The 26,112-nt window shown below is 41.1% G+C and carries 27 protein-coding genes and 2 tRNA genes; 20 read left to right on the top strand and 9 right to left on the bottom strand.

The features are described 5' to 3' along the window. The first annotated feature begins 43 nt into the window (after positions 1-43). Complete coding sequence (locus WKR92_RS03705; protein WP_375556485.1) at positions 44-967, top strand: hypothetical protein; 924 nt, start codon at positions 44-46, stop codon at positions 965-967. On the opposite strand, the gene WKR92_RS03700 is transcribed toward WKR92_RS03705, so the two are convergent. Both WKR92_RS03700 and WKR92_RS03695 read right to left on the bottom strand, forming a co-directional pair. Next, positions 964-2,049, bottom strand: coding sequence for a Gfo/Idh/MocA family protein (locus tag WKR92_RS03700; protein ID WP_375556484.1), 1,086 nt, complete (start codon positions 2,047-2,049; stop codon positions 964-966). The two genes, WKR92_RS03705 and WKR92_RS03700, sit on opposite strands and share 4 nt — an antisense overlap. A gap of 31 nt (positions 2,050-2,080) precedes the next feature. Continuing rightward, the gene (locus tag WKR92_RS03695) at positions 2,081-2,299 is read right to left on the bottom strand and encodes a DUF2784 family protein (protein ID WP_375556483.1); all 219 of its coding nucleotides are present in this window, start codon (positions 2,297-2,299) and stop codon (positions 2,081-2,083) included. 70 nt (positions 2,300-2,369) lie between these two features. On the opposite strand from WKR92_RS03695, the gene WKR92_RS03690 reads away from it, so the two are divergent. Continuing rightward, positions 2,370-2,621 (top strand): 4a-hydroxytetrahydrobiopterin dehydratase, encoded by a 252-nt coding sequence (locus WKR92_RS03690; protein WP_375556482.1) that lies wholly within the window; start codon positions 2,370-2,372, stop codon positions 2,619-2,621. 5 nt (positions 2,622-2,626) lie between these two features. Here WKR92_RS03690 and WKR92_RS03685 read toward each other — a convergent pair whose 3' ends face one another. After that, the gene (locus WKR92_RS03685; protein ID WP_375556481.1) at positions 2,627-2,980 is read right to left on the bottom strand and encodes an avidin-fold protein; all 354 of its coding nucleotides are present in this window, start codon (positions 2,978-2,980) and stop codon (positions 2,627-2,629) included. A gap of 76 nt (positions 2,981-3,056) precedes the next feature. Here WKR92_RS03685 and WKR92_RS03680 point away from each other — a divergent pair, with 76 nt between their 5' ends. Next, a complete protein-coding gene (locus tag WKR92_RS03680) occupies positions 3,057-3,425 on the top strand; it encodes a DUF4870 domain-containing protein (protein WP_375556480.1) in 369 nt (122 codons plus the stop codon). A 10-nt stretch (positions 3,426-3,435) separates the two neighbouring features. On the opposite strand, the gene WKR92_RS03675 is transcribed toward WKR92_RS03680, so the two are convergent. Then, on the bottom strand, positions 3,436-4,374 hold the full coding sequence (locus WKR92_RS03675) for an NAD-dependent epimerase/dehydratase family protein (protein WP_375556479.1): 939 nt from the start codon (positions 4,372-4,374) through the stop codon (positions 3,436-3,438). A gap of 91 nt (positions 4,375-4,465) precedes the next feature. Here WKR92_RS03675 and WKR92_RS03670 point away from each other — a divergent pair, with 91 nt between their 5' ends. Beyond that, positions 4,466-5,308, top strand: a complete 843-nt coding sequence (locus WKR92_RS03670; protein WP_375556478.1) for a helix-turn-helix domain-containing protein — start codon at positions 4,466-4,468, stop codon at positions 5,306-5,308. Here the strand turns inward: WKR92_RS03670 and cobA are convergent. Beyond that, on the bottom strand, positions 5,265-6,059 hold the full coding sequence (cobA, locus tag WKR92_RS03665; protein ID WP_375556477.1) for a uroporphyrinogen-III C-methyltransferase: 795 nt from the start codon (positions 6,057-6,059) through the stop codon (positions 5,265-5,267). The two genes, WKR92_RS03670 and cobA, sit on opposite strands and share 44 nt — an antisense overlap. A gap of 175 nt (positions 6,060-6,234) precedes the next feature. Between cobA and nirB the strand changes: the two genes are divergently transcribed. From nirB to WKR92_RS03645, 4 genes are all read left to right on the top strand, one after another. Then, a complete protein-coding gene (nirB, locus tag WKR92_RS03660) occupies positions 6,235-8,748 on the top strand; it encodes a nitrite reductase large subunit NirB (protein ID WP_375556476.1) in 2,514 nt (837 codons plus the stop codon). 24 nt (positions 8,749-8,772) lie between these two features. Continuing rightward, positions 8,773-9,132 carry a nitrite reductase small subunit NirD gene (nirD, locus tag WKR92_RS03655; RefSeq protein WP_375556475.1) on the top strand — a complete coding sequence of 120 codons (360 nt, stop codon included), beginning with the start codon at positions 8,773-8,775 and terminating at the stop codon, positions 9,130-9,132. Between the two features lie 2 nt (positions 9,133-9,134). After that, positions 9,135-9,950, top strand: a complete 816-nt coding sequence (locus tag WKR92_RS03650; protein WP_375556474.1) for a formate/nitrite transporter family protein — start codon at positions 9,135-9,137, stop codon at positions 9,948-9,950. A 73-nt stretch (positions 9,951-10,023) separates the two neighbouring features. Further along, on the top strand, positions 10,024-10,383 hold the full coding sequence (locus tag WKR92_RS03645; RefSeq protein WP_375556473.1) for a hypothetical protein: 360 nt from the start codon (positions 10,024-10,026) through the stop codon (positions 10,381-10,383). Positions 10,384-10,475: 92 nt separating this feature from the next. Here WKR92_RS03645 and WKR92_RS03640 read toward each other — a convergent pair whose 3' ends face one another. Next, positions 10,476-11,033: a putative outer membrane beta-barrel protein gene (locus WKR92_RS03640; RefSeq protein WP_375556472.1), complete on the bottom strand. Its 558-nt coding sequence runs from the start codon at positions 11,031-11,033 to the stop codon at positions 10,476-10,478. A gap of 153 nt (positions 11,034-11,186) precedes the next feature. On the opposite strand from WKR92_RS03640, the gene WKR92_RS03635 reads away from it, so the two are divergent. From WKR92_RS03635 to WKR92_RS03615, 5 genes are read left to right on the top strand one after another with little or no spacing between them, the layout of a single operon-like run. Then, positions 11,187-13,118, top strand: a complete 1,932-nt coding sequence (locus WKR92_RS03635; RefSeq protein WP_375556471.1) for a tetratricopeptide repeat-containing sensor histidine kinase — start codon at positions 11,187-11,189, stop codon at positions 13,116-13,118. A 5-nt stretch (positions 13,119-13,123) separates the two neighbouring features. Continuing rightward, positions 13,124-13,744: a response regulator gene (locus WKR92_RS03630; protein WP_375556470.1), complete on the top strand. Its 621-nt coding sequence runs from the start codon at positions 13,124-13,126 to the stop codon at positions 13,742-13,744. A 24-nt stretch (positions 13,745-13,768) separates the two neighbouring features. Then, entirely contained in the window at positions 13,769-15,043 is a 1,275-nt protein-coding gene (locus WKR92_RS03625; RefSeq protein ID WP_375556469.1) for an alpha/beta hydrolase, read from the top strand. 27 nt (positions 15,044-15,070) lie between these two features. Further along, positions 15,071-16,990: a glycoside hydrolase family 172 protein gene (locus WKR92_RS03620; protein ID WP_375556468.1), complete on the top strand. Its 1,920-nt coding sequence runs from the start codon at positions 15,071-15,073 to the stop codon at positions 16,988-16,990. A 56-nt stretch (positions 16,991-17,046) separates the two neighbouring features. Then, positions 17,047-17,832, top strand: coding sequence for an Ig-like domain-containing protein (locus WKR92_RS03615; RefSeq protein ID WP_375556467.1), 786 nt, complete (start codon positions 17,047-17,049; stop codon positions 17,830-17,832). Positions 17,833-17,947: 115 nt separating this feature from the next. Here the strand turns inward: WKR92_RS03615 and WKR92_RS03610 are convergent. The 3 genes from WKR92_RS03610 to trxA all read right to left on the bottom strand — a co-directional run bounded on the left by WKR92_RS03610 (position 17,948) and on the right by trxA (position 18,891). Beyond that, positions 17,948-18,034 (bottom strand) — tRNA-Ser (locus tag WKR92_RS03610). Between the two features lie 52 nt (positions 18,035-18,086). Then, positions 18,087-18,593 carry a rhodanese-like domain-containing protein gene (locus WKR92_RS03605; protein ID WP_375556466.1) on the bottom strand — a complete coding sequence of 169 codons (507 nt, stop codon included), beginning with the start codon at positions 18,591-18,593 and terminating at the stop codon, positions 18,087-18,089. A 1-nt stretch (position 18,594) separates the two neighbouring features. Then, positions 18,595-18,891 carry a thioredoxin gene (gene trxA / locus WKR92_RS03600; RefSeq protein ID WP_375556465.1) on the bottom strand — a complete coding sequence of 99 codons (297 nt, stop codon included), beginning with the start codon at positions 18,889-18,891 and terminating at the stop codon, positions 18,595-18,597. 105 nt (positions 18,892-18,996) lie between these two features. Here trxA and WKR92_RS03595 point away from each other — a divergent pair, with 105 nt between their 5' ends. From WKR92_RS03595 to WKR92_RS03565, 7 genes are all read left to right on the top strand, one after another. Further along, the gene (locus tag WKR92_RS03595) at positions 18,997-19,938 is read left to right on the top strand and encodes a serine hydrolase (protein WP_375556464.1); all 942 of its coding nucleotides are present in this window, start codon (positions 18,997-18,999) and stop codon (positions 19,936-19,938) included. A gap of 96 nt (positions 19,939-20,034) precedes the next feature. After that, the gene (locus tag WKR92_RS03590; RefSeq protein WP_375556463.1) at positions 20,035-20,820 is read left to right on the top strand and encodes a beta-carotene 15,15'-monooxygenase; all 786 of its coding nucleotides are present in this window, start codon (positions 20,035-20,037) and stop codon (positions 20,818-20,820) included. 21 nt (positions 20,821-20,841) lie between these two features. Beyond that, a complete protein-coding gene (locus tag WKR92_RS03585) occupies positions 20,842-22,341 on the top strand; it encodes a GH3 auxin-responsive promoter family protein (RefSeq protein ID WP_375556462.1) in 1,500 nt (499 codons plus the stop codon). Further along, positions 22,338-23,501 carry a 1-deoxy-D-xylulose-5-phosphate reductoisomerase gene (locus WKR92_RS03580; protein WP_375556461.1) on the top strand — a complete coding sequence of 388 codons (1,164 nt, stop codon included), beginning with the start codon at positions 22,338-22,340 and terminating at the stop codon, positions 23,499-23,501. The genes WKR92_RS03585 and WKR92_RS03580 overlap by 4 nt, the downstream gene beginning before the upstream one ends. A 31-nt stretch (positions 23,502-23,532) precedes the next feature. After that, the gene (rseP, locus tag WKR92_RS03575; protein WP_375556460.1) at positions 23,533-24,855 is read left to right on the top strand and encodes an RIP metalloprotease RseP; all 1,323 of its coding nucleotides are present in this window, start codon (positions 23,533-23,535) and stop codon (positions 24,853-24,855) included. 62 nt (positions 24,856-24,917) lie between these two features. After that, positions 24,918-24,997, top strand: a tRNA-Leu gene (locus WKR92_RS03570). Between the two features lie 435 nt (positions 24,998-25,432). Beyond that, positions 25,433-26,101, top strand: coding sequence for a DUF2306 domain-containing protein (locus WKR92_RS03565; RefSeq protein ID WP_375556459.1), 669 nt, complete (start codon positions 25,433-25,435; stop codon positions 26,099-26,101). The last annotated feature ends 11 nt before the right edge of the window (positions 26,102-26,112 follow it).

The raw sequence follows: 26,112 nt of genomic DNA, 5'->3' as shown, positions 1-26,112 counted from the left end.
GTAAATGCCAACAAGATTGTCTTATCTATAAATAAGACAAAATATGAAATCACAATTAATTGCTATTGCAATAGGTATCAGCCTCAGTTTATTTTCCTTTATAGACACGTCTTTCGCACAAGAATCTGATCAGACTAAAGGCTTCATGCACAATATCCATATTGGATTAATTTATCCGATCAGTAATCATGGTGTACATGCGGGAGAATATTCCAATGTATTATCTGTGCACGGACTTGCAGGGCTTTCAAAAAATGAAAGAGGGTTCAGTATGGCGGGTATAGCCAATTTAATTAAAGAGGACGCACAAGGTGCTCAGTTTGCAGGAATTCTAAATCAATATCACAACGCAAAGGGAATTCAGATGGCTGGGCTGTTAAATCTTGCTAAGGGACATGTGAGTGGTGTTCAAATTGCCGGCCTACTTAATAAGGCAGGAACAGTAGATGGCGTTCAGTTTGCCGGACTAATGAATATTGCCGACAGCAGTGATTATCCGGTCGGGCTCGTTAATATCATTAAAAATGGAACGATGTCGATTGGCCTAAGTGTAGACGATGATCAGACAATTCTAGCGTCCTTTCGGTCGGGAGGTCGAGTTTTATATGGAATTATCGGATTGGGGTATAATCTACAGAACGGTGAACAGAAATATGCGTTTGAAGGCGGTATAGGAGCTCATTTATTGTCAAGAGGTGCTTTTACCTTGAACATGGAGGTAATTGGTTCTGGTTTGATTGATTTTGAAGGCGGTATGTATAATAAAAATTCCTTGCGACTATTACCAGCTTACAAATTGTCTGAGTCGATTGAAATCTATGCCGGTCCTGTTGCTTCCCATATTTTTACAAACACGGAAGACGGAAAGGAGATGATCAAAAATACCATCTGGAAAAAGAGTTTGAGTGATGGTGAGATGAGCGCTGTGAATATTGGATTTATCGGCGGCATTCAAATCTACCTTTAGTCAAGATAAATTGTTTTATTCTGCTTTGCCGATTGTATTGCCGCTTCCAAAATCTCTACGACGGTAACGTTAATATCCAATCCATACATTCTATATTCTTCAGGCTTCAGTTGATTGTTAACTACGGCGCCCAAGAGAGAGAAGGGATCATCAAAAGGAGCAGGTCTTGAATCTAATTTCAAGTGCTGTTCCTTTGAGTTTTCTTGTAGACGCTGACGTACATTTGTAGCATTAACGGCAATCGCATATCCGTTATCGCCATACACTTCCATATCCTTTCTAGAGAAAGGCCAGTTCCACGACGCTTGTATAATGCATTGCGCTTTTGGGTATTGCAAAATAATGGAGGCTTCGTCGTCTACCTCTTTGTATATCTGAGGTTTATTTTGGTGGGTGACAGCGGTGACGGAAATGGGTCTTTCTCCCTTAAGTAACCAGGTCATTAGATTGGCTCCATAACATCCGAAGTCGACTAAGGCACCGGCGCCATTTTTTCTGGGGTCGGTTAGGATTTCAAGAAATTCCTCACTTACACCGATCTCTTTAGGTCCTTGATGTCCATCGTTAACCATCACCTTTCGAATTTCCCCAAGCTGGCCTTCTTGAAGGAGCTTATTTACATGTTGGTTGCTGGAATACCAGGAGGTTTCGAAATTTGTTAAAACATGAATGTTGTTTTTCTGAGCTAACTGCTGTATTTCCTTCGCATCGGCAAAATTCGTTGCCAGCGGTTTTTCTACCATCACATGGATTCTCTTCGGCGCGCAGGCTCTGACCACGGTGATATGCTCGCTGATTGCTCCGAAAGCGGAGACTGCGTCGGGGGCGACCTGATCAAGCATTTCATCAAGATCCGTAAAGAACAGCGCTCGGTCAAGCCCATAACGTTCGGCGTATCGGTCTATCAATTCTTTATTGGTTTCATAAATGCCAACAAGCCGTATATCGCTCTTTTCTTTTCGATTAAATATCCAGTCAACATGCCCGTGACTGAGTCCGGCGATAGCAAGCTTTATCGGTTTTTGAGCGAAAGTCGGTAAAGAGAGAAATACAGCAATTAGTGCGACGATAAGATGTTTCATGAAGTACTATTTGGGTTTGTGATGTCTAAAATTAACATAAAAGGACAGAATAGCGGCAAGAATAAAGCAGATCGGTAATTGGGCAATAGCCAATTCCAAACCAAATGCCTAAACCGAGCCACGAGAATGCCGTCAATAGAATAACGTATAAGTGCAAACGTCTGGTACGTTTCCATATCCACCCACTTAAGTTAAAGATAATAATGATGAGGTGAATGGAAGTTAATACGAAGTCGAGCGCCTGCAACATCTGGGTTTTTGTAAACTTAAAATTGATTTCTTTGTTAGAGCATATAATCTATGGCCCTAATATATTGAAAATGGAAAAGATATCACAAGAAGACTGGAAGGTAGTGGATGAAAAGCTTTATAAGAAATTTATATTTAGTGACTTTCAGGAGGCTTTTGCCTTTATGCTTAAAGTAGCTTTTGTGGCAGAAAAGAACAATCATCATCCTCGTTGGACAAACGAGTATAACACGCTTGAGTTTTGGTTAAGTACACATGATAAAGGCGACATTGTCACCGAAAAAGATCATAAATTGGCTGAGGAGATCGATAAGCTACGATAGACGCTTTAAACTTCATCGAGGATAGATTCGCCGCTTGTTTTATCTCCGGAGGTCCATTGCCATTTCTCATGGAGCCTTATTTTTCCATTGGCCAGCATTTCGGGGGTTGAATGGCAAACACCGATCATCAATTCTCCTTGGTCGTTGATTTGATGGTAGTGCATGTCGATATCGCCTTGCTCATTTACCAGGCCGATTAAATGGCCCGCCGAGATTTTGCCGCCTGAATATTCTGCCGTTAGTACATTGCCCGATTGTCTGTAATGAAAAACCGTGTCTCTAGAGGTTTCGCCATTTGCGGTAGTGCGGACTGGTTTAAAAAATTTGTTATTATAATTTATCATAACGTTGTTCTGCACATCAAAGATATAAATCTGAATTTTATATTATGAAAAATATAATCTATTTTTATATGGTACTTTAGATCAGACAATTATGGAATTTCCTAAAAATGACCCTATTCTTCCAATCCTTGATGAGAAGACCATTAACGATGGAAAGACAACGGCCATTATAGCCTACATTTCAGTTATAGGCCTTATCATCGCCATTGTGTTAAATAACGATAAAAAGAATGCATTCGCGTCTTTTCATATCAGACAATCTTTGGGACTCAACATAGCATCACTGATCATCGGTGTTCTCAATATTATACCTTATATCGGTTGGTTTGCATTTGCGGTTGGCTGGGTTCTCCTATTTATTATGTGGATTATAGGACTCGTTAATGCATTAAGTGGCAAGGCCAAACCAGTGCCGATCTTAGGCCCTAAATTTGAAGAATGGTTTAGAGGTGTAAATTAGGGCATGCCGCCTAGGCACTGTTTTCTTTAAACCATTGGGCTGTTTTCTTTATGCCTTCCTCATATGATGTCGGTTTAAAATGGAATGCTTTATTAAATTTGCTCGAATCAAATTCAAAGGGATATTCGTCTTGATAGTTTAGCTCGTTCATCTCATTAATAAATGGATTAAATAATCCAAGTGTTTTTAATAGCCATTTCGGTAACACGAACATCTTGTCGGTTGTACCGATATGTTTAGCAGCTTCTCTGACAAATTCGTTTCCACTCAGTGCCTTAGGCGCTGTTGGTAAATGCCATACTTGCCCATATGCTTCATCTGTTGTCGCTAATAAATAGAGGGCTTTTGCAGCATCGGGCACATAATTAAATGTTCGGGGCACATGGGGATTAATCATCCACTGTGCTTTCTTCTTTTTCTTAAGATTCATGAACACCAATAATCCGGGAGCGCTTTTCTCGGTTACTTCCGGGCCGTAAAAGTCGGCCGCCCGTGCAATGATCGCTTGAAAGTTGTTCCTTGTCACTTCTTCGTGAATGGTCTTCGCCACTTTCGCTCTTACGGCCCCTTTTTTACTAGACGGATTATAAGGTGTCTCTTCCGTAATGTTACCTTCCACTTTTCCGTACATATAGGCATTGTCGAAAAAGACAAGTTTGGCACCCGTAGTTTTACAGGCATTTATTACGTTGGCTATGATTTGCGGCCAATCTCTTGCCCATATCTTCGCATTGTATTGAATCCCTACCAATAGATAGACAATATCAGAGCCATTTGCCGCGGACAGTACTTCGTTGTAGTTTAAAACATCCGCTTTAATATTTTCTACGCCTATAATCGTCTTCGGGTTTCTCGATGCGAGCCGGATGCTATGATTATTTTCCTTTAAGATAGGTAGCAATGCATTGGCGATGGTGCCATTTGCTCCTAATATGGTGTGAATTGCCATGATTTTCTTTTTTATTTATAAATTTATATTTCGATTGTTTAACAAATGTACGACACGGTTATTCTCGATAATTGTAAGAAAACGAACAAGAATGGAAGCTTTATTTATTGGTGAAAACGTGGCGGTTGATGAGCGCCTTAAGAATGTGATTAGCAGATTTTATTATGTCGATGCTCACGAAATAGACAATTCCGTTTCCTACCATTACCCTCCCTCGTTAGAAATGATGATCATCTTTAGTTTTGGATCACCTATCCACTGTTCGTTCGGAGAAAGTGAAATACTGGATCATTCGCTAGAAAAAATTGCTGTAATTGGTCCCTTGCGGAAAATAATGAATTATGAAATCGCGGTAGGGTCCGAATTTTTGGTATTGCCTTTTATTTACGATGGTTTTTATCGTTTCTTTTCACTGTCAATTGAGGGGATGTCAGAGGGGAAATTAAGTGAAAAGGAAGTGGCAACCTATAATTCCACGCTAGAGAAGATTTGGAAGGCGCTTTCGGAACTGTCGACGAATAAGGAAAGGGTAGATTGGATGAGCAACTACTTAATTACTCATTTAAACCCCTCTTCTACTGGTGCCTTGCCGCTGTTGGATGCTATTCCTTCATTGGATACTGCCTTTAATCCCGTTAAGGTCATCGCCCACGATCATGCCGTGTCAGAAAGAACCATTCAGAAGCGATTTAGAAAATATACCGGCTACTCACCGAAAGAATTAATGAGGTTTCTGCGTTTCAAACAGGTCATTACTTATATTTCAGGTAAGGAATTAAAGGAGGTGGATTGGTTTGATGTGATTTATAAGTTTGGTTATCACGATCAAAGCCATTTAAACAAAGATTTTAAATATTATACGGGTACTTCACCGGCCAAGTTTGCCGGGCTTAACCTTCAAAGAAATTTTTGCTTTCATCCAGAGGGCCGATAAGCAATTCCTCTAATGTTTCCTGTTCCTCAGCCAACGCTACAACATCACCAATGACGATGATTGCTGGGTTGGCAAAATTTTGTCTAGTAGCCTCTTTATTCAGATCTTTTACCTTGCAGATTAGCTTTCGTTGGGTTTCCAAAGAACCGTTCTCTATAATGCAAGCAGAGGTGTGGCCTTTTCCTGCTTCCTGATAGATCTGAGCAATTTCTGCTAATTTGCTCATGCCCATGTAAATGACTATGGTTGATGTGCTCCGTGCGGCAAGGTGAAGATCGGCCGCCAACGATCCGTCTTTCCTAGTGCCCGTAATAGCCCAGACCCCAGTACTGATTCCCCGATAGGTGAGGGGGATATCGTGTAGGCCCGTAGTTTGCATGCTACTAATTCCAGGAATATAGCTAGCACATATATTGTTTTCTTTCGCAAACTGGAGTTCTTCATAGCCACGACCGAAAATATGAGGGTCTCCACCCTTTAATCGGACGATATTTTCGACTGAAAGTGCATAAAATCTGATTAAATCATTGATTTCTGATTGACTTATGGTGTTTTCATAAGGTTTTTTGCCAACAAAAACCTTAATACATGTCTTTTTTGCAAAGTTTAACAGCGATTTGTTTACTAAATTGTCATAAAGTATGACGTCTGCCGATTTTATAGTCTCTAAAGCGGCCAATGTTAGTAGTTTTGGGTCTCCCGGACCAGATCCTACAATAAATAATTTGCCATTTTCTGATTTTACGTTCATTATGATATAATTTAATTTAAATATTTTTATGGAAATTAGAAATTCATGGATAATATTAGCAAATATCATAAAAAATATGTGTGAATATTATATTAATATAAAAAAAACTATATATTTGTTGTATAAATTTAAGTGTTTATGCTATTAAGTATAAAAAATCTAATTTTTTAGCCCTATGAAACCGAAAAAAATAATTGTAATTGGAAATGGGATGGTCAGTTACAAGTTTTGCGAAAAAATTAAGTCGAAAGGTCACTCCTTTTATATCCAAGTGTTTGGCGAAGAGCCTCAAAGAGCTTATGATCGGGTTCATTTGAGCCAATTGTTCAGTGGGAAGACTGCAGACTCTTTATCACTGTGCGATGAATCTTGGTATGCCGACAACGAGATTGAGTTGAATTTGGGAGATGCGATCGTTCAGATCGATCGTAATAATAAATCGGTATTAGCTGCGAGTGGACGTTTGGAGACGTACGATTATTTGGTGATTGCTACGGGGTCAGCGCCTTTTGTGCCACCCATTTCGGGTATAGAAAAAGAAGGTGTCTTCGTGTACCGAACGATTGAGGATCTGGAGAAAATTAGAAATTATGCATCAGAAGTTAAACGAGGTAGCGTTTTGGGCGGTGGCCTATTAGGCTTAGAAGCGGCAAAAGCATTAATAGATCTCGATTTAGTTGAGACGCACGTGGTGGAGTCGGCAGCTAAACTAATGCCAAAACAAATTGATGATCAGGGAAGTGGGGGCCTGGAAAGCCAATTGGCTGATTTGGATTTACAGATACATTTGAACAAGCTGACCGTCGGCATCGCGGGAGACAAGAAGGTAAGTGCTTTAAAATTTGACGACGGTAGCAGCCTAGAAACCGATATGTTGGTTATTTCTGCTGGTATTCGACCGCGAGATCAGCTAGCCAAAGATTGTGGGTTGTCGATTGGAGACCGAGGAGGTATCGTCGTAAACGAACATATGCAGAGCTCCGACGGTAATATATATGCGATTGGTGAATGTGCTTTATTTGAGGATTGTACTTACGGACTAGTGGCTCCCGGCTATGAGATGGCTGATGTAGCGGTTGATTCGATAACGGGTGGACAAAAGACATTTAAAACTTTTGATATGAGCACCAAGCTGAAGCTGATCGGGGTGGATGTGGCGAGCTTTGGAGATCCTTTTATTTCCGAACCCTTTGCGCAAAGCATAGTTTTCGAAAATCGATTAAAGGGTATTTATAAACGCATAAACGTAAGCAATGACGGTAAAAAACTATTAGGTGGGATCTTAGTTGGCGATGCGTCGGCATATAACCTTCTTTCACAAACCGTTGTAAACAACATCGTATTGCCACCAAATCCGGAAGACTTGATTGTTGATGCGAAAACTGAAAAATCAGCTCCCGATGGTCTTGCGGGCCTACCTGATGAAGCAATAATTTGTAGTTGTGAGGGGGTTACCAAGGGCACCATTTGTAAATCGGTATCAGATCAGAATTGTGAGTCGGTTGATGCAATTAAGAAATGTACCGGCGCTGGTTCCGGATGTGGTGGTTGTGTTCCAATGGTGAAGGATTTGATGCTGTATACCATGAAATCGAAAGGAAAATACGTCAGAAATGTCGTGTGTGAGCATTTCGATCTGAGTAGACAAGAGCTATACGATTTAATTAAGATCCATGGATTGGACAGCTATAATGATGTGTTGGACAATCTGGGAAGCGGTGATGGCTGCGAGATTTGCAAGCCTTTGGTGTCTTCGCTATTGGCAAGTATATGGAACGATATGATTCTAAAGAAGGGGAATGATGCGGCGCAAGATAGTAACGACCGATTTTTAGCGAATATCCAAAAGGGTGGATCTTATTCAGTTGTGCCTAGAATTCCTGGTGGCGAGATAACACCCGAAAAATTGATTGTAATCGGAAATGTAGCCCATAAGTATGGACTGTATACTAAAATTACGGGCGGCCAGCGTATCGATATGTTTGGAGCACACGTTAAGGACCTTCCTTTCATCTGGGAAGAGTTGATTGCTGCTGGTTTTGAAAGTGGCCACGCTTATGGAAAAGGGCTGCGGACGGTCAAGAGTTGCGTTGGGAGTACCTGGTGCCGTTTTGGCCTCCATGACAGCGTAAGTTTTGCTATACAGATTGAAGAACGATATAAGGGCTTACGTGCACCACATAAATATAAGTCGGCCGTAAGCGGTTGCATCCGCGAGTGCGCTGAGGCACAGAGTAAGGATTTTGGAATTATTGCAACTGAAAAGGGTTGGAATCTATATGTCTGTGGCAATGGCGGGAGTAAACCTCAACATGGAAAATTGCTGGCCAGCGATATTGATAGTGATACCTGTATCCGGTATCTCGACCGTTTCTTAATGTTTTATATCAAAACAGCAGACCCTTTGACGCGGACGGCTACTTGGTTAAATAAAATGGATGGTGGCATAGAATATCTTAGGAATGTAATCGTAAATGACAGTCTCAATATGGCTGAAAAATGGGAAGCGGAGATGGATCAGTTTGTTCAGTCTTACAGATGCGAATGGAAGACTGCCGTGGAAGATCCGGGTATCCGCAAACGCTTCAACCACTTTGTGAATGCTCCGGAGGAAACGGATCCTTCAATCAGATTTGAAACCATGCGAGGACAGAAGAGAGCCATGCCATGGTCGGAAGTCACTGTTTAATAAGAACCAAATAAAATAAATTCAATGGAAATAACTACCGAAGAGTCAATATGGTTTGCCGCATGCAGAGTGGAAGATGCGGTAGAGAACGGCGGTGTCTGCGTTAAATATCGCGACCAGCAAATCGCCCTATTCTATTTTACACGAAGAAATGAATGGTACGCTACACAAAATGAATGTCCCCACCGTAAGCAGATGGCCTTAAGCCGTGGGCTTTTAGGGTCGACCGGGGATGATTTGAAAGTCGCTTGTCCGTTTCATAAGAAGACATTCTCATTACGTACCGGAGAATGCTTGTCTGGAGATGAGTGTTCACTCCAAACCTTCCCCGTGAAAGTCGAGGAAGGCATCGTATATATTCAAGTACCTTTAAATAATTCGTAAATATGGACTACGTTAACCCCAAAGAAGTTGCTTCAACGATGATGAGTGCAGCTTTAGCAAAATCCTCTCTGTCAGTTAAAGATCTGTTAGTCAGAGGCTGCTTGTCAGGCGCTTTGCTTGCTATTTCAGTTTGTTTGGCATTTTTTGCCACTACACAAACAAGTTTCAGTCTGGCTGGCGCTATTATTTTTCCGGTCGGATTTATCATGATTGTTATCCTGGGACTGGAGCTGGTCACCGGTAGCTTTTCTTTGGTTCCGCTTGCTTATATGGAAAAGAAAATAAGCTTAAAAACTATGGTTCGGAGCTTGTTTTGGGTATTTGTCGGAAACCTGATAGGCAGTGTCTTTTTTGCCATCCTTTATTGGGCGGCTGTTTCTGAGACGGGTACCGTTGACGCTCTAGGGGGCGTAGAACAAATGATCATTGCCACGAGCGAGAAAAAAACCATAGGCTATGCGCAGAATGGTGCGGCAGGACTTTTTACTGCTTTTGTCAAAGCTATTCTCTGTAATTGGATGGTTTGTATGGGTGTGGTTATGGCAATGACATCTAAATCAACACTCGGAAAAATAGCAGCTGCGGGAATACCAATTTTCATGTTTTTCGCACTCGGTTATGAACACGCGGTAGTAAATATGTTCGTAATCCCAGCGGGGATGATGTTTGGTGCGGACGTAAGTATAGGTGATTGGTGGCTCTACAATCAACTCATTGTCACCCTGGGTAATATAGTCGGCGGACTGCTCTTTACAGGCATGGCTATTTATTACACTTTTCGGACAAAAGAAGGCAGCCTTCCCCTAGTAAGTAAATAAGCTTTAACATTAAATTTGTATATAAAAAATTAATACTCAGATCATGATCATAAACCGATTAAAACAAACTTTGATGATTTTGATAATCATAACAGTGTCGTCTGGGCTTTCCTATGCTCAAGAGAAGAAGGTGAAAGCTACTTGGGGCGAAGGGGTTATTGTGGGAGGTTATGTTGACGAAGGTGCTTACCTTAACTTCGCCGGACCGGCACTTAAATTTTCTGGTAATTCTTTTTCTGTATTGGCGGGTTTGCTGCCCAGTCTACGTTTCAAGGAGGATAAATCTGAGGGCGATACAAAAAATTCGTTAGTAACCTCAGCCTTAGGTTTTGGCCTGACGGGAGTTTACAAACATGTTGCCGTCCAAGTACCCTTCTTTTATAATCCTAAAACAGCTGTAAGCGATGGGAAATGGAACGTAGGTATAGGATAGGATATAAATTCTGATCCTCGTCAACACGTAAAAAAAAGGTAGATTCAGTCATGTTTCTACCTTTTTTTATGGTAACGGATTTGGATAAAATACTAGAGTTTGAAAGCTACGCCCACGTTCAGCACTGAAATTCCGTAGCCCAGCTCTGCAAAGGCGGCGGTAGACTGGTTGAAATAATAGCGGCCGCCTAGATACCAAGCCCATGAAAGTCCACTTGCCGCACCTCCGGCATCTACAGCACCACTATATTTGGTCGATACTATATTATAGCCGAGCATCAAGCCGGTATAGGTGTCGAACTTATCGACAAGGGCATAGTGCAATGCACCGCGAGCTCCAACCACAAATGTACTTGACTTCCACGACCAATCGTCCATAGGGTCATTGTATTTTGCTGAGCTGTAGCCCAATATTGCGCCAACTCCTAAGGAGCTCTTCTCATCAAACAGCTGATCTTTCACACAGCTTTCATAGCTCAATGTAATAGCAGGTATTCGCTTAATATCAGAGCCATAGCCGGAATACAGGTTTCCGCCGAGACCGACCCCGATATTAATAACACGGTCTGGTTTTACAAAAGTTGACTCCTGAGCTGATGATGTGCTCACTCCCATGCATAGTATACAGAGGATAACGACAAAATTTTTCATATCTTTCTTGTTTAAAAGGGTTTATGAAAGGTCAATTTATTATTTAGCCTTTCTGGGTTAACGATGAAGCAAAGATAGAGTGGGTGTTGTATCTCCAATTACCCCCTAAATGGGGGAATTTATAAACCGTACATAAAATATATTTGCATAGATATGAAAACAACCTACTTGACTAGATCAAAATCAGTCTTTGCCGCCATCTACCTGAGCTTGCTCTCTCTCTGCATGGTAACCTATGCACAAAATGTCGATTCCTTAGAAAAGATACTGGAATCAGAAGACTTGAAGCCTTCCGATCTCATTGTAATTTATGATGATCTCAGTTGGGGTTACATGGATTCTGATGCTAGGAAATCGACTTTCTACAGTTATAAAGGTCTAGACTTGGCTGAAAAGATGGAGAATGATCCAATGATAGCGACGTTCTATCGGAATTTGGGGGTAGCCTACTATATGGTCAACTCTTATGATACGGCAGCAAGCTACCTTGACACCGGCTTGGAGATAGCGAATGCCGTGGAAAATGAAAAATTGCAGGCAAGAATCTACGTAGCACTTGGCAACCTGTACAATCAAACCAGTGATTATACCAAAGCGCTCGATTATTATATGAAATCGTTGCGAATGTTTGAAAGCGCTGGCGAAGAAGAAAGGTTAGCGGCCATTTTGCATAATATCGGTGCCTTGTATCAACGCATTAGGAATACTGATGAGGCCGTGTATTATTTTACAGAATCCATGCGCATTGCTGAAAAGATAGGCGATAGGGAAAGTATTGCACATACGCTGATGGCTATGACGAATATTTATATGGATTCAGATTATGCGAAGGCTATTGAGCTTGCAAAAGAAGCGGCTGCAATTTTCAAAGAACATGATAATTTATATGGTGAAACGATGAGTATACTGACCATTGCACAGAGTCATTATTTCGCTGAAAACTATAATGACGCTATGGTGTATGCGGAGCGCGGGATGAAAATGGCAAATGAGTCCAACTTTCCTAAACTGACGGCTGAGGCAAATGGCGTTCTATCGAATATATATTATTATTTGCGAAACTTTAAGGATAGCGAATACTATGCATTGTCTGCCTTAGAGATAGACTCTACTGATTTGAACTTGACAGGGAATATGATTGTGAATGCCCTCCGTGCCAATATATTCTTAGCTAAACCAGAAATGGCGATCAGTTACTTGGATAAGTATCGAGAGTGGATTGATTTGTATGCCAATGATGCTTTCCAGCAATCGCTTAGTGAAATGAAAGTCAAATATGAGACCGAAAAAAAGCAATTGCAGATCAACTCACTCGAGAAAGAAAGACGCCTGACGATTGGCTTGGGTGTGTCGCTTGCCATTTTGTTGCTTGTCTTGCTAGCCTATTTTATTATTAGACACCGCTTAGCTGTTGCCAAGCGGAAAGTAGCCGAGCAGCATGTCGGTCAGCTGGAAAAAGAAAAACAGTTGGCTACTATGCAGGCTATCCTAGACGGAGAAACTGCAGAACGCAGCCGTTTGGCGAAAGACCTACATGACGGATTGGGAAGTATGCTTTCTGTGGTCAAATTAAATTTACCAGATTTAAACGAACATGGTGTGCTAGCTTCGGAAGATCGGAAACGATTCCATAGTGCACTTGGAATGTTAGACCAGTCGATCAGTGAGCTACGTCGTGTAGCTCACCATATGATGCCTGAGTCTTTAGTGAGGTATGGATTGAAGGTGTCCTTGTCAGATTTCTGCGATGCCATCCCTATTGCCGAATTTCATTATTATGGTAATGAAGAGCGTTTGGATAATAAACTAGAAGTGTTGATCTATCGATGTGCACATGAGTTGGTTAACAATGCTTTGAAGCACGCAGAGGCTACTCAGATCAATGTTCAACTTGTGCAGGAAGTCGATCGAGTTTCATTGGTTGTGCAAGATAACGGAAATGGTTTCGATTATATAAAACAAAAGGAAGGGATGGGGTTGGATAATATTCGACAACGCGTTGAAGCCCATCGAGGAGAGATGAATATATACTCCTCGGCTGGGAAAGGAACTGAAGTAAATATTGAATTAGCATTTGATACCTAGAATTAATGGACGAAAAAATTAAAGTAGGAATCGTAGACGATCATAAGATCCTGACGGAAGGCCTGAATAGCTTAATTGAAGAGTCAACTTTTGCAACGGTAGTGGGTGTAGCTCACAGCGCCAAGGCGTGCCGAGATCAGATTCCGTTTTGGCATCCGGATGTCATTCTGTTGGACGTGAGCTTGCCTGACATCAGTGGAATAGAGTTTTGTAAGGAATTGGTTGACAGTTATCCTGAATTGAAAATCTTAGCCTTGACCAGCCATAATGAGTATGCTGTTGTCAGGCAAATGCTGACTAACGGTGCATCGGGCTATTTAGTGAAAAATGCAATGTCTGCTGAGGTGCTGGCGGGAATTAAAGCCGTATATGAAGGCGATGAGTTCTTGAGCCATGAGATAGACGTACTTCTTAACAAACAATCGTCGAGAACGATTTGGTTAACCGACCGTGAACGCGAGCTGCTGAAACTGGTGGCAGAGGGGTATACGAATATTGAAATAGCTGATAAAATATTCTTAAGTCCAGAAACCATCAAGGGGTACCGTAAGAATTTATTACTTAAATTAGGGGCAAAAAATACAGCTGTACTTGTTCGAATGGCATTCGAGCAAAAGTTGATTTGACTTACTAGTTACCTATTTGCCTATATGAAAAGAATATCCTTATCCCTTTTGTTTTTGATTTCCGTAGCTTTTGTTCAAGCGCAAAATCCAATGCATCCTACGGTTACTAAATTTAATACGTATTACTCGTCTAACCAGGCGGATAGTATTTTTCTTCTGTTTAATGCAAAAATGAAAGATGCCGTTAAGCCTGAAGGAGCGACGATGCTTGTTAATCAACTGAAGAGCGGACTGGGAACGATTGTGAAAACACGGAAGGTAGAATCCCCGGCGCCGGGGGTCAACGAGTATCGAATCAGTTTTGAGAAGCCAATCGTTGATTTAGCCTTAATAATACAAGAAGATTCAATTGCCGGAATCTGGCAACGGCCAGTTGAAAATACAAGTAGCGATTCAACTGTTCAAGCAAGTCCAGATAATTTCTCGGTGGATAATGATTACGGTACATTATATGGAACCTTGGTATTGCCGGAAGTGGAGGGTAAGGTGCCGGTAGTTTTGATGATCGCTGGCTCGGGGCCGACCGACCGCAACATGAATCAAGGCGCAGCTTTAAAAACCAATTCAGCGTTACAGCTGGCAGAAGCTTTAGCTAAGAACGGTATAGCCTCGCTTCGTTATGATAAAAGAGGTGTCGGTAAAAGTGCCGATGCGATCGGCACGTCGGATGTTGTTTTGGGCGACTTTATCGAAGACGCGGAGTTGTTTGTCGCCAAACTACAAGCTGATGCTAGGTTTTCTAATGTGATCGTCCTTGGACACAGTGAGGGGTCTATCATTGGTTCCGTTGCTTCTTTAGAAAGCAAACCAACGGCGTTTATTTCCTTATGCGGTCCTGCTAACCCTTTGTTAGATTTGGTAAGAACACAAATCAAGGGCAGTATTTCTCCGGAGAATCTGTTAATTGCCAATGAGGTTTTGGATAGTCTAAAAGCTGGAAAAACCTTCAGTCGAAATCTGCCACCGGCTTTAGCTCCACTTTTTCACCCTTCCGTGCAACCTTATCTGATATCCACCAACCAATATCGGCCGACTACGATCGTGTCAGTACTTGAAATTCCCATTCTCATTGTCGGCGGTGATAATGATCTTCAAGTACGTATCCAAGAAACGAACCTTTTGGCAAAGGCTGCTAAGAAGGCGACCGTTCACCGAATACACAGCATGAACCACATCTTAAAAAGCGCACCTACAGACCGCGCAGGGAATTTAGCGACCTACAACAGGCCTGATCTGCCTCTACATCCTGATCTGGCCCCTATCCTGATCGATTTTATTAAGAAAGTGAGTAAAATTTAGCATATTAGGCATTTAAAATAGAAAATTATGCGCTACATACTCGGACTTGCCTTAAGCCTATTATCTATTATTTCTTATGCACAAACCAACCCGGTCTCAGTTGCGTCAGAGCTTCAACGTTTATTGAAAACTAATGAATTACCTAAATATAGAGATCAGTCGGTCGTTAAACAAATATCATCATATGACCGTACCGGCGGGAATGATGATGGCTTTGACGGGACCTATTCTTCTATTCGAGAGGAAGCAGATGGTTCCTTGGTTGTATTTGAAGCAGAAGGTAAGGGGGTTATAGAGCGTATTTGGACGCCAACCCCAACAGATGATACCTTGGACTTCTATTTTGATGGAAACTCAGAACCCTCGTTTTCTATCCGGTATCGAGATCTTTTTTCGGGAGAAGTATATCCTTTTGTGTCTCCATTAAGTGGTAGCATTGTTGGTGGAAATTACACCTATTTGCCCATTCCTTTTGAAAACGGCGTCAAGATTGTTTTTCGAGGTGAAAAGATACTCTTTCATCAATTTCAATATCGTGAATTGAGTGATGATGTGAATGTCAAAACGTTTGACATCAATTTTCAGCCAAAGGAAAATGAGCTTCTTAATGATCTGGCGACGCTTTGGAATGCAGCGGATGCAGGTGTGGCCGACTTTTACGCTGAGCTGAGAGACAATATTGAGAAGGTGGAAGTATCAAAAACCTTAAAACCCGGACAAAGTTTAACCTTAGCAGAATTTGGAGAAGGAGGACGAGTGTTAGGGATTGAACTTGACCATGCGGGGCAGTTTGAGGGATTGTCAAAACAATTAGATATTAAAATTACTTGGGACGGGGAAAGTCAGCCAGCAGTTTACGCCCCTTTAGCTGACTACTTTGGATATGCTTTTGGTGATATCTCAATGAAAAGCCTGCTTCAGGGCGTGAAAGAGAATACTGTGTTTTCTTATTTTCCCATGCCTTATGATCGTCATGCCAAAATTGAACTTGTTTACAGAAAATTGTCAGGGGAAAAGCAGACACCTTTGGAAATAGACGCTAGAGTGTATCATCACGACCAAGCTCGTGATCCTAGGGTAGAAGGGAAATTCTATGCCTATTGGAAATATGAATCGCCAGCACTGGGAGAACCCTATGTATTGCTAGAAGGAAAAGGGAAAGGTCATTATGTGGGGACCGTGCTGCACAGTCAAGCGACTAGTTTTACTCATTTTACTGAATTTTTTGAAGGAGACGATCAAACATTTATTGATGGCGAGATGACCGTTCATGGCACTGGCTCAGAAGATTATTTTAATGGGGGATGGTACGCGCAACCAAACGGCTGGGTCGAAAAGAAAGGCACCCATTTGCACGGATGTCTTGACTATTCATTGCCATTCAGTAGAACTGGTGGGTATCGCTTGTTTGTAAGCGACAAAATGCCGTTTGATGAAAGTATTCAGCATCAGATAGAGCACGGACCAGTCGATAACAATCGAGCGGTAGCGTACTCTTCAGTAGCTCTGTATTATGCTGAAAAGCCAGTACTGGTGAATGAACGGCCACAAAATATCGAAACACAGGTTCTTATTCCTGATACCCTGACATTTTACTCGCGCTTGATGAAGCATCTGACTTACGATAAAAACATGGCTTTAGCTCATGACGACGCAACTTTTCATGGAGGTGAGGAAGGTGTCATGAATATTGATCTTCGTGAGATCCCAGCGGGAAACTATCAGGTTTTGGTACATTCAACGTCCGTTGTCCCTGAAGGACTATCCGTATCCATTGGTAACCAGTCGCCTGCCGCTTTATCGCAATCAGCGGTTAACACAGGCACCGCTGATGTGTCAATTGGTAACTTAAAAGTATCAGAGGGCATGGATTCTACAGTTGTTTCGTTTACATCGGCTGGAGATAAGTTCACATTTAACCGCGTAATGCTCGTTTCTGCAGAATAAAAAATGCTTGTCAATAGCTTTTTATATTATATTTGTGACAAAACAAACCTATACTTATGCGCAAAACAACCACAATGCTCGTTATGGCTGTTGTATTCATTCTGGTCGGCTGTTCCAAAGGTGACAACACTCCCAAGTACAAAATAAATGAAGAAGCTCTAATAACCAATTTCGATAAAGATTTTCAGTTTCTAATTGAAGGCGATCCCGCAGATGTCACATGGAGTTCAAGTGACGAATGGGTAGGCACAATTGATGAAACAGGATTATTCGAGGCTTCGAAAATTGGTAATACAACTATTACCGCTACTATCCAGGGAGCCACAGTAAAAAGCGAGGTGACTGTTGAGTCTTATAATGAGATGTTTATAGAGCCTTATGCAGACTATGGCAGTAGCAAGGAGGCTATTAAAGCAAAAGAGTCCCGTCAGATTGCTGGAGAGGATGCGGAAGCCATTCTGTATGTGGGTGAGAATACAGATCTGTCCAATGTTATGTATCTGTTTACGAATGATAAAATGGATGGTGCAGCTGCCGTTTTTGGATCCGATGATAGCAAAATGGAACAAGTTTTACGATTCTATCTCGAACGATACGAGTTTCTTGGAACGAGTGATAATGTGGGCATTTTTGACAATGGTATCTCTAATTTATTAGTAGGCTTAACCGCTGAACTTGGATGGGTAGCATTATATAGTAAGTCGGAAATGTCGACGAGCCAACCTCAGTCTTTGGTTAAGAAGGAATTCGACTTCAATGCCCTCAAGAAGTCGCTTAACGGAGCTAAGGAAACAACACTTAACGATTTAAGGGTTCTCGATATTAATAAGGCGCTTCGGTAGATTTTCTTGGAAGATTAGGCTAGAATTCGTCACGTTTGCGGAGCCCGAAAAGATCATCTATTAAAAATAAAAGAGTCTAACTGTTTTATAATAAAATAGTTAGACTCTTTTTCTGCGGAGAGACTGGGATTCGAACCCAGGATACCCTTGCGAGTATACAAACTTTCCAGGCTTGCTCTTTCGACCACTCAGACACCTCTCCGATAAATTTGAGAGGGCGAATTTACGTCTAAATTTGCTGATTTGGAAATATATTATTTTTCTACGGGCATATCATCTTCTTCCCATGCTAGCATACCGCCATCAAGGTTCACAATCCTCGTAAAACCCATGCTCTCTAGAGTACTTGCAGCTTTCATGCTTCTTTTACCTGATCTACAGTAGACTAGAACAGGCTTGCTTTTGTCTAGTTTAGCAGCTTTCGCTTTGAAATCATCCTTCAACACGTCGATATTGACTGCATCCTCAATATGACCACCTTCATATTCTTCGGCCGTGCGAACATCAAGAACCTGCACGTTGTCCAACAGTAATAGTTTACTGAACTGTTCCGTATTGACGGATTTCACGTTGTTAGATGAAACAGATGCACTGGTGCTAGTGCCGGCACTAGTACTTGTCGATGCTTCAGTTGTTGTTTCTACGGATGTTCTATTGTTTCCATCTGTCGACGCGGTAGGTGTTGATTTGAGCGAGGAACAAGCGCTCACGACAATCCCCATTAGCAGGACGCCGCTAATATTTAAAAATATTTTTCTCATTTTATGTGTGTTTTAAAAGCTCTTCAGTAAGTTCTCCTAACGGTCGCACCCCGCTCTGACGCCATTTTAGTTCTCCATTTTTGAAGATGATTAAAGTTGGTACACCTTGTATTCCCAAAGAACTGGCAATAGTCGGATTCTTATCAACATCTACTTTTATAATCGTGGCTTTGTCGCCAACCGATTTCTTTAAATCATTCAATATTGGCTTCAGTGTCTGACACGGGCCGCACCATTCTGCGAAAAAATCTACCAAAACGGGCTTATCGGAATTTATTAACTCTGCAAATTTACTCATACTCTAAAAAACAGTATTTATGAAAGAATGTTTTTGTGATAAAGGTATGGTTTTCGTTCATAGAGTACTAAAGCAAATTGTATATTTGTTTATAAATCCGGAAACATGGGAAAACATTATCGCAAACTGATCTTACTTTTAGCTGTTCTGTCAATGACTCAAATAACCTTAGCTCAATCCGTTAAAACCGACAGGAAGTTGCAGAAGACATTAGAGGAATTAACGAAGGAACATAAAGGAGACGTTGGGGTATATGTATATCATCTAAAAGACCACAAAGAGGTCTCTATCAATGCAGATACTATTTTTCCGACGGCTAGTATCGTGAAAGTACCGATACTGATTGGTCTATTTAAGAAGATATCAGACGGAGAGTACACGCTGAATCAGCCCTTGGTTTATGACGATGGCCGAGCTTATGGTGGGTCAGGTCTCATGCAATTTTACAAAGACAGTTCACAAACGGATTTAAGAACGCTCGCTTCTTTGATGATTACCTATAGTGATAACACGACGTCACTATGGTGTCAAGAGTTGGCCGGCGGAGGTGCGGAGATTAACAAATTGATGGCTGAAATCGGATTAGAGAACACCCGCGTAAACTCTAGAACAAAAGGGAGAGAAAAAATCTGGGAGATTTACGGTTGGGGACAGACGACACCAAGAGAGATGGCATCTTTATTGATTAAAATAAGAGAAGGTAAATTGATAGATAAGGTGGCGAGCGAGCAGATGTATCGGCTAATGACTAGTGGGTTTTATGTAGACAATGCAGCATCTCAAATTCCACCCTATGTTCAAAAGGCGTCCAAAACAGGTGCTGTTGATGCTTCGCGTTCAGAGCTGATCATGGTGAATGCCCCGCACGGCGACTATGTTTTATATATTGGTACCAAAAATAATAAAGATCGGAGCTGGACCTATGATAATGAAGCAAGCGAGTTAATGAGGAAGATCTCAGCAGCCGTATGGAATCATTTTGAACCGAAGGCGAATTGGGAACCTGCGGAAGGAACCGAAGCATTGAAACGCGATCAGCCTTACTGATTATACGTTATCTTCTTTAATATAAGAGGTATATAATTTTATGTTAATAGAAGATTTATCTAGTTTTGTAAACTATTATTTTCTCCGAGCGGGTTCATGATTGATTATTTAAAAGAAAGCACTTTTGTCGTAAACGACGTTATTAGCGATGCTTGGGATGTTTTAAAAAAGCGGTACTTAGCTATCGCCGGTATTTGTTTTTCTCTCTTCATTGTCTCTAATATTTCTGGGATATTAGCAGCATATCTTGGTAGCATTAATATCGTGCTTAGTGTCTTCATGGCGCTTCTATTTTTATTCTTGTATTTCAGTATCCAGCTCACTTTATTCAAGCATATTTTTCAGGTTTTGGACAAAGAGCCTAATGAAGTCAAGCTAGCGAAGAGCGTTCCAACTATGAAAGAAATAATTTATTTTTTTGCTTGCGTTCTGACCATTTCTGTGGGAACTTTTATCGGCTATCTGATTATTTCCGTTTTGTTTTTTCCGTTAATATATTTAGTTGATATCGAGGCGATGGTTAATATCGTCTATATCATTACGATTGTCTTGTCTTCCTATACCTTTCTGCGAATCGCTTTCTTTCCATTTTTTATTCTGGATAAGAAAGAAACTCCCTTCAAAGCCATCCGCCTGAGTTTAGCGGTTACCCGAGGGAACTTTGTCAAGATTATTTTGTTGATCGCTTTTTTTGCCCTCTCGGGCTCATTATATTTATATTTCAGCTATCGTGGATATCCCTTTATTTCAGCGATATTGAGTTTAGTAAACTCCTTTGTGATTATTCCACTATCTAGTGTGACCTTCATTATCGCCTATCGTAAGATGGTAAACGACTATAAAGGGGATGCCAATCCGTCCATCATGCAGAACATCATTTAAAAGAAAAGAGTAAGAAATTTTATGGGTATCAAAGCATCATTAAGTAAAGTCTACGCTGCATTTAATTCGCGAAAACTCAATCGCTGGCGTAAGGATGCTGTTTCTGTACAGGAGAAGACTTTCCAGAAGTTGATATCGGCCGCGAAGGACACAGCTTTTGGACGGGACCATCATTTTGATGAAATAAAAACCTATGCTGATTTTAAGGAACGTGTAGCTGTACAAGATTATGAAGACCTGAGAAAATATATAGATAGAATTGTGGAAGGTGAAGCCAATGTGCTTTGGCCGGGTAAACCTTCTTACTTGGCGAAAACCTCTGGAACGACTTCCGGTGTGAAATATATTCCGTTGACAAAGGAGTCCTTACCAGACCAGATAAGCGCAGCAAGGGATGCTCTGCTTAATTATATTCATGAAACCGGGAAAACTGACTTTGTCGACGGGAAAATGATCTTCATTCAAGGCAGTCCTGTGCTAGAAAAGAAGAATGGGGTTGATTTTGGGCGACTGTCAGGTATTGTGGCACATCATATACCCGCTTATTTGCAAAAAAACCGACTCCCTTCTTATGACACAAATTGTATTGAAGATTGGGAAACTAAGATTGAAGCGATTGTCGACGAGACCATTAAGGAGGATATGCGACTTATTTCTGGGATACCACCCTGGATTCAGATGTATTTTGATCGGTTAATCGCTCGCGCTGATGGGAAGCGAGTTAAGGATATTTTTAAAAACTTCAGTCTTTTCGTCTATGGAGGAGTGAATTTCGAACCCTATCGTGCTAAACTGGAAGAGAGTATCGGTAAAAGAATAGATTCTATTGAAACCTATCCTGCATCAGAGGGCTTTATTGCTTTCCAAGATCAACAAGACGAAAAGGGAATGTTACTTTTGCCTGAATCAGGTATTTTTTACGAGTTTGTTCCAGCCGACGAGTTTTTTGATGAAAACCCGACCCGCTTATCGCTGCGGGAAGTTGCACTGGATGTCAACTATGCACTTGTGTTAAATACAAATGCAGGCTTGTGGGGTTACAGTATCGGAGATACGGTAAAATTTGTTTCTTTAAATCCTTATCGTATTATTGTAAGCGGAAGAATAAAGCACTTCATTTCTGCATTTGGAGAACACGTGATCGGAGAGGAGGTTGAATATGCGCTTTTATCGGTAGCTAAAGACGAACGAGTTGAAATCGTGGAGTTTACCGTTGCGCCGCAAGTAACACCTGATGGCAATGAACTGCCATATCACGAATGGTTTATTGAGTTTAATAAACTTCCTGAAGACATCGAGTTGTTCCGCAGTAGAGTAGATGAAGCATTGCAAAAGAAAAATTCCTATTATTTTGACCTGATTGAAGGTAAAGTTTTACAACCATTGAAGATCAGACCGATGCAAAAGGGTGCATTTATAAATTATATGAAATCGAAAGGTAAGCTGGGTGGTCAGAATAAGTTACCCCGCTTATCGAATGACCGCGCTATGGCAGATGAATTAGAAAAATATATCTTGTGAGAAAGAAGAGTATAGCCATATTGGGGTCCACAGGAAGTATTGGAACACAAACGTTAGCTGTTATTAAGGAACATCCGGACCTGTTTAAGGCTGAGGTGCTAACTGCAGCTAACAACTACAGCTTATTAATAGAACAGGCGAAGCAGTTCCAACCAAAGGCTGTGGTCATTGGTAACACTGAGTTTTATTCGCTGGTTAAAGAAACGCTTGCTGATGAAGACATCCAAGTGTATGCTGGTACAGAGGCGCTCTCTGAAGTTGTCCAGATCCCCTCGGTAGATGTGGTACTCACTGCGCTGGTGGGTTTTTCAGGTCTATTGCCTACCGTTCAAGCAATAAAAGCTCAGAAGACGATCGCCTTAGCGAATAAGGAAACGCTCGTTGTGGCTGGCGCGTTGATAACTGAATTAGCCAAACAAAATGGAGTGGATATATTGCCGGTCGATTCAGAACACTCGGCTATATTTCAGTGCCTCGTAGGGGAAGAGCCAAGTTCGATTGAAAAGCTGATTTTGACAGCCTCTGGAGGCCCTTTTCGAGGTAAAGATCGTGAGTATCTTCGCACCGTTTCCTTTAAAGATGCATTGAAGCATCCAAATTGGACGATGGGACAGAAAATTACCATCGATTCGGCTTCCCTAATGAATAAAGGACTAGAAGTAATCGAAGCATACTGGTTATTCGGAGTTGACGTGTGCCAAATTGACGTAGTTGTCCACCCTCAGTCCATTGTTCATTCAATGGTTCAGTTTAAAGATGGATCCATCAAGGCTCAATTGGGTTTGCCAGATATGATGCTTCCTATCCAATATGCTCTGGCGTATCCTCAAAGAGTGGAAAACTCTCTTCCTAGAATGGATTTTAACACTTTTTCACAGCTAAGTTTCGAGCAACCAGATACAGCAACTTTCTCAAATTTACGATTAGCATACGAAGCCTTGAACAAAGGCGGGTCTATGCCTTGCGTACTAAATGCTGCCAACGAAGTAGTTGTGGCAGCCTTTTTGAAACAGCAGATTGATTTTCTACAAATGAGTGAACTTATCGAAGAAACCATGTTGAAAATAGATTTCGAAAAAAATCCAGATTTAGAAACATTTTCGGAAATAGATCATCAAAGTAGAGTCTATGCATTGGAAGCAATCCAAAAACAGAAATAATAACACAACTAAAAAGAAATAAATATAGAGTATGGATGGTTTGATTATGACGGGGCAGTTAATTCTTGGCCTTTCAATTTTAATAGTTTTACACGAGTTAGGGCACTTTGTCGCTGCACGAGCATTTGGAATAAGGGTAGAGAAGTTCTATTTATTTTTTGATGCGTGGGGCGTAAAGCTATTTAAGTTTACTTACAAAGGTTGCGAATATGGAATTGGCTGGTTGCCATTGGGCGGATATGTGAAGATTAGTGGTATGATTGATGAGTCGATGGATACTGAGCAGATGGCAGGCGAACCTCAACCATGGGAATTCAGGTCGAAACCTGCATGGCAGCGTCTAATCGTGATGTTGGGTGGAATCTTCGTCAACGTTGTCCTGGGTATTTTTATTTTTTGGATGTTATCATTCAAATACGGCGATACCTTTATCAATAATGAAAAGTTGACACAGGGGGTAGTTCCCGGTATTGTCGGAAAGGAGATCGGTCTACAGACTGGCGACCGTATTTTGGCGATTGATGGTGAAAAGGTGGTTCACTTTGAAGATGTTCGTAGTTCCAAAGTGCTGATGGGCGGGGTTGACCTGACCGTGGAAAGAAATGGAAATACCCAGCAGGTTACCGTTCCTGTCGATATTTTGAATGATATTTCCGATCACGGAGCTGATGAATTCGTTGCACCAAGAGAATATTTACATGCTATACAGACGCTTCAAGAAGGTGGTGCAGCTGAGAAAGCAGGCTTTATGGAAGGCGATAGTGTTTTGAGCGTTGCCGGAACACCGGTCACTTTTTTTGATGAATTCAGCGCTGCGATGGCCGACAAAAAAGGTCAGCCAGTTGATTTCGTCGTTTATCGAGATAGTAAGAAAGTCGAGTTGACCGCTAATATTCCTGAGGATGGCATTCTGGGAGTTGTGTTCCCTCGTCATCTGCCTTTAGAGCAAGTGAAATACGGTTTCTTTGAAGCCTTACCAATTGGAGCATCTGTGGCCTGGGGTTCTTTGGTAGACAACGCAAAAGGACTTGGAAAAATCGCTACCGGTGAAGTTAAAGCATCGAAAGCACTCTCCGGGCCCGTTGGTATAGCTGAAATGTTTGGCGCCGAAGTGAACTGGATTCGCTTCTGGACATTAGTCGGTTTATTGTCGATGGCTCTGGCCTTAATGAATCTTCTACCTATCCCAGGATTAGATGGAGGTCATACCCTGTTCTTATTAATTGAAATGGTACAAGGGAAGCCTATGAGCGATAAGTTTATGGAACGTGCCCAGTTGGTCGGTTTCGTGATTATCGTTGCTTTAATGATCTTTGTCATGGGCAACGATATACTAAAGCTCGTCCAAAAATAGTTGAAATAAAATTTTGTGTTTGGTGGATAAATAAATACATTTGCGTCCCCGCACAAGACAATGCCCAGGTGGCGGAATTGGTAGACGCGTTGGTCTCAAACACCAATGGGAAACCGTGCCGGTTCGATCCCGGCCCTGGGTACTAAAAGACCTGTTAATCAGTTGATTTTCAGGTCTTTTTCTTCTTTCAGGATGTAAGAAAGGTGTAATAAGTTTTATACTTTTTCCAAAATAAAATTCCCCCAGTCTTCCTCCTTCTTCATAATTTGCTAGATATTAGTTTTATACACCTTAAAGGTAGTGAATGGAGATTTAGATAACTCCTGAAGCTACCTTTAGGTTTAGTTCAACACTGCATAACAGCAATAGCTGCGGAATTTCTGCGAGGAAATTCACCTACTTTTGCTACCTTTCCACTTCGGTGGAAAGCTGGTCTTGTGCCTACTCGTTACTGCCGTTATACAAACACGTTGGCAACTATTTGACAAACTCATTGCTGAAAAACAACAATTCAGTAAATAACAATAAACTGAATGAATTTATTGTCTGAATTTTGAATGGTTAAATACAATTGAGAATGGAAAAAACGATACAAATATTAATTTATATTCACGCAACATTTGGTGGTTTTGCTCTGCTTGCAGGTTTGGTTTCAATAATTGCCAGAAAAGGGAAAAATATTCATAGAAAATCTGGGCTGATCTTTTTCTATTCTATGATATTATCTGGAATAATAGCTATGATAGTTGCTGTTTTACCAAATCACGAAAGTCCATTTTTATTCGCAGTCGGAATTTTTAGTCTATATTTTGTTTTAACAGGAAAAAGAGCTTTGAGATTTAAAAGGAAAAATCCTGATTTGAAAATTGACAAATTAATATCAATTATTATGATTATAACAGGAGTTTTAATGATTTCATTACCGATCATATTAACAAAAAGTACAAATATAATTCTTGTCGTTTTTGCAATTATTGGAATAATATTTTCTGTGAGAGACTTAACCTTATTTAAAAATTCTGAACAATTAAGAAAGGGATGGTTGAAATTACATTTAGGAAAAATGCTAGGCGGTTACATTTCTGCGACAACTGCATTTGTTGTAGTGAATGAATTTTTTCCAAGTTTTTATGGCTGGTTTATCCCAAGTATTGTTGGAGGATTTATAATCACATATTGGATGATAAAAATGAATAGAAAAACAAAAACAGTTACCAATCGAGTGGATGGCTCTGCCATCAAATGACGGAGTGCACC

This window comes from Albibacterium profundi (genome assembly GCF_042159835.1).
Taxonomy (GTDB): Bacteria; Bacteroidota; Bacteroidia; order Sphingobacteriales; family Sphingobacteriaceae; genus Albibacterium; species Albibacterium profundi.
This window is presented reverse-complemented; position numbering and strand designations above follow the sequence as displayed.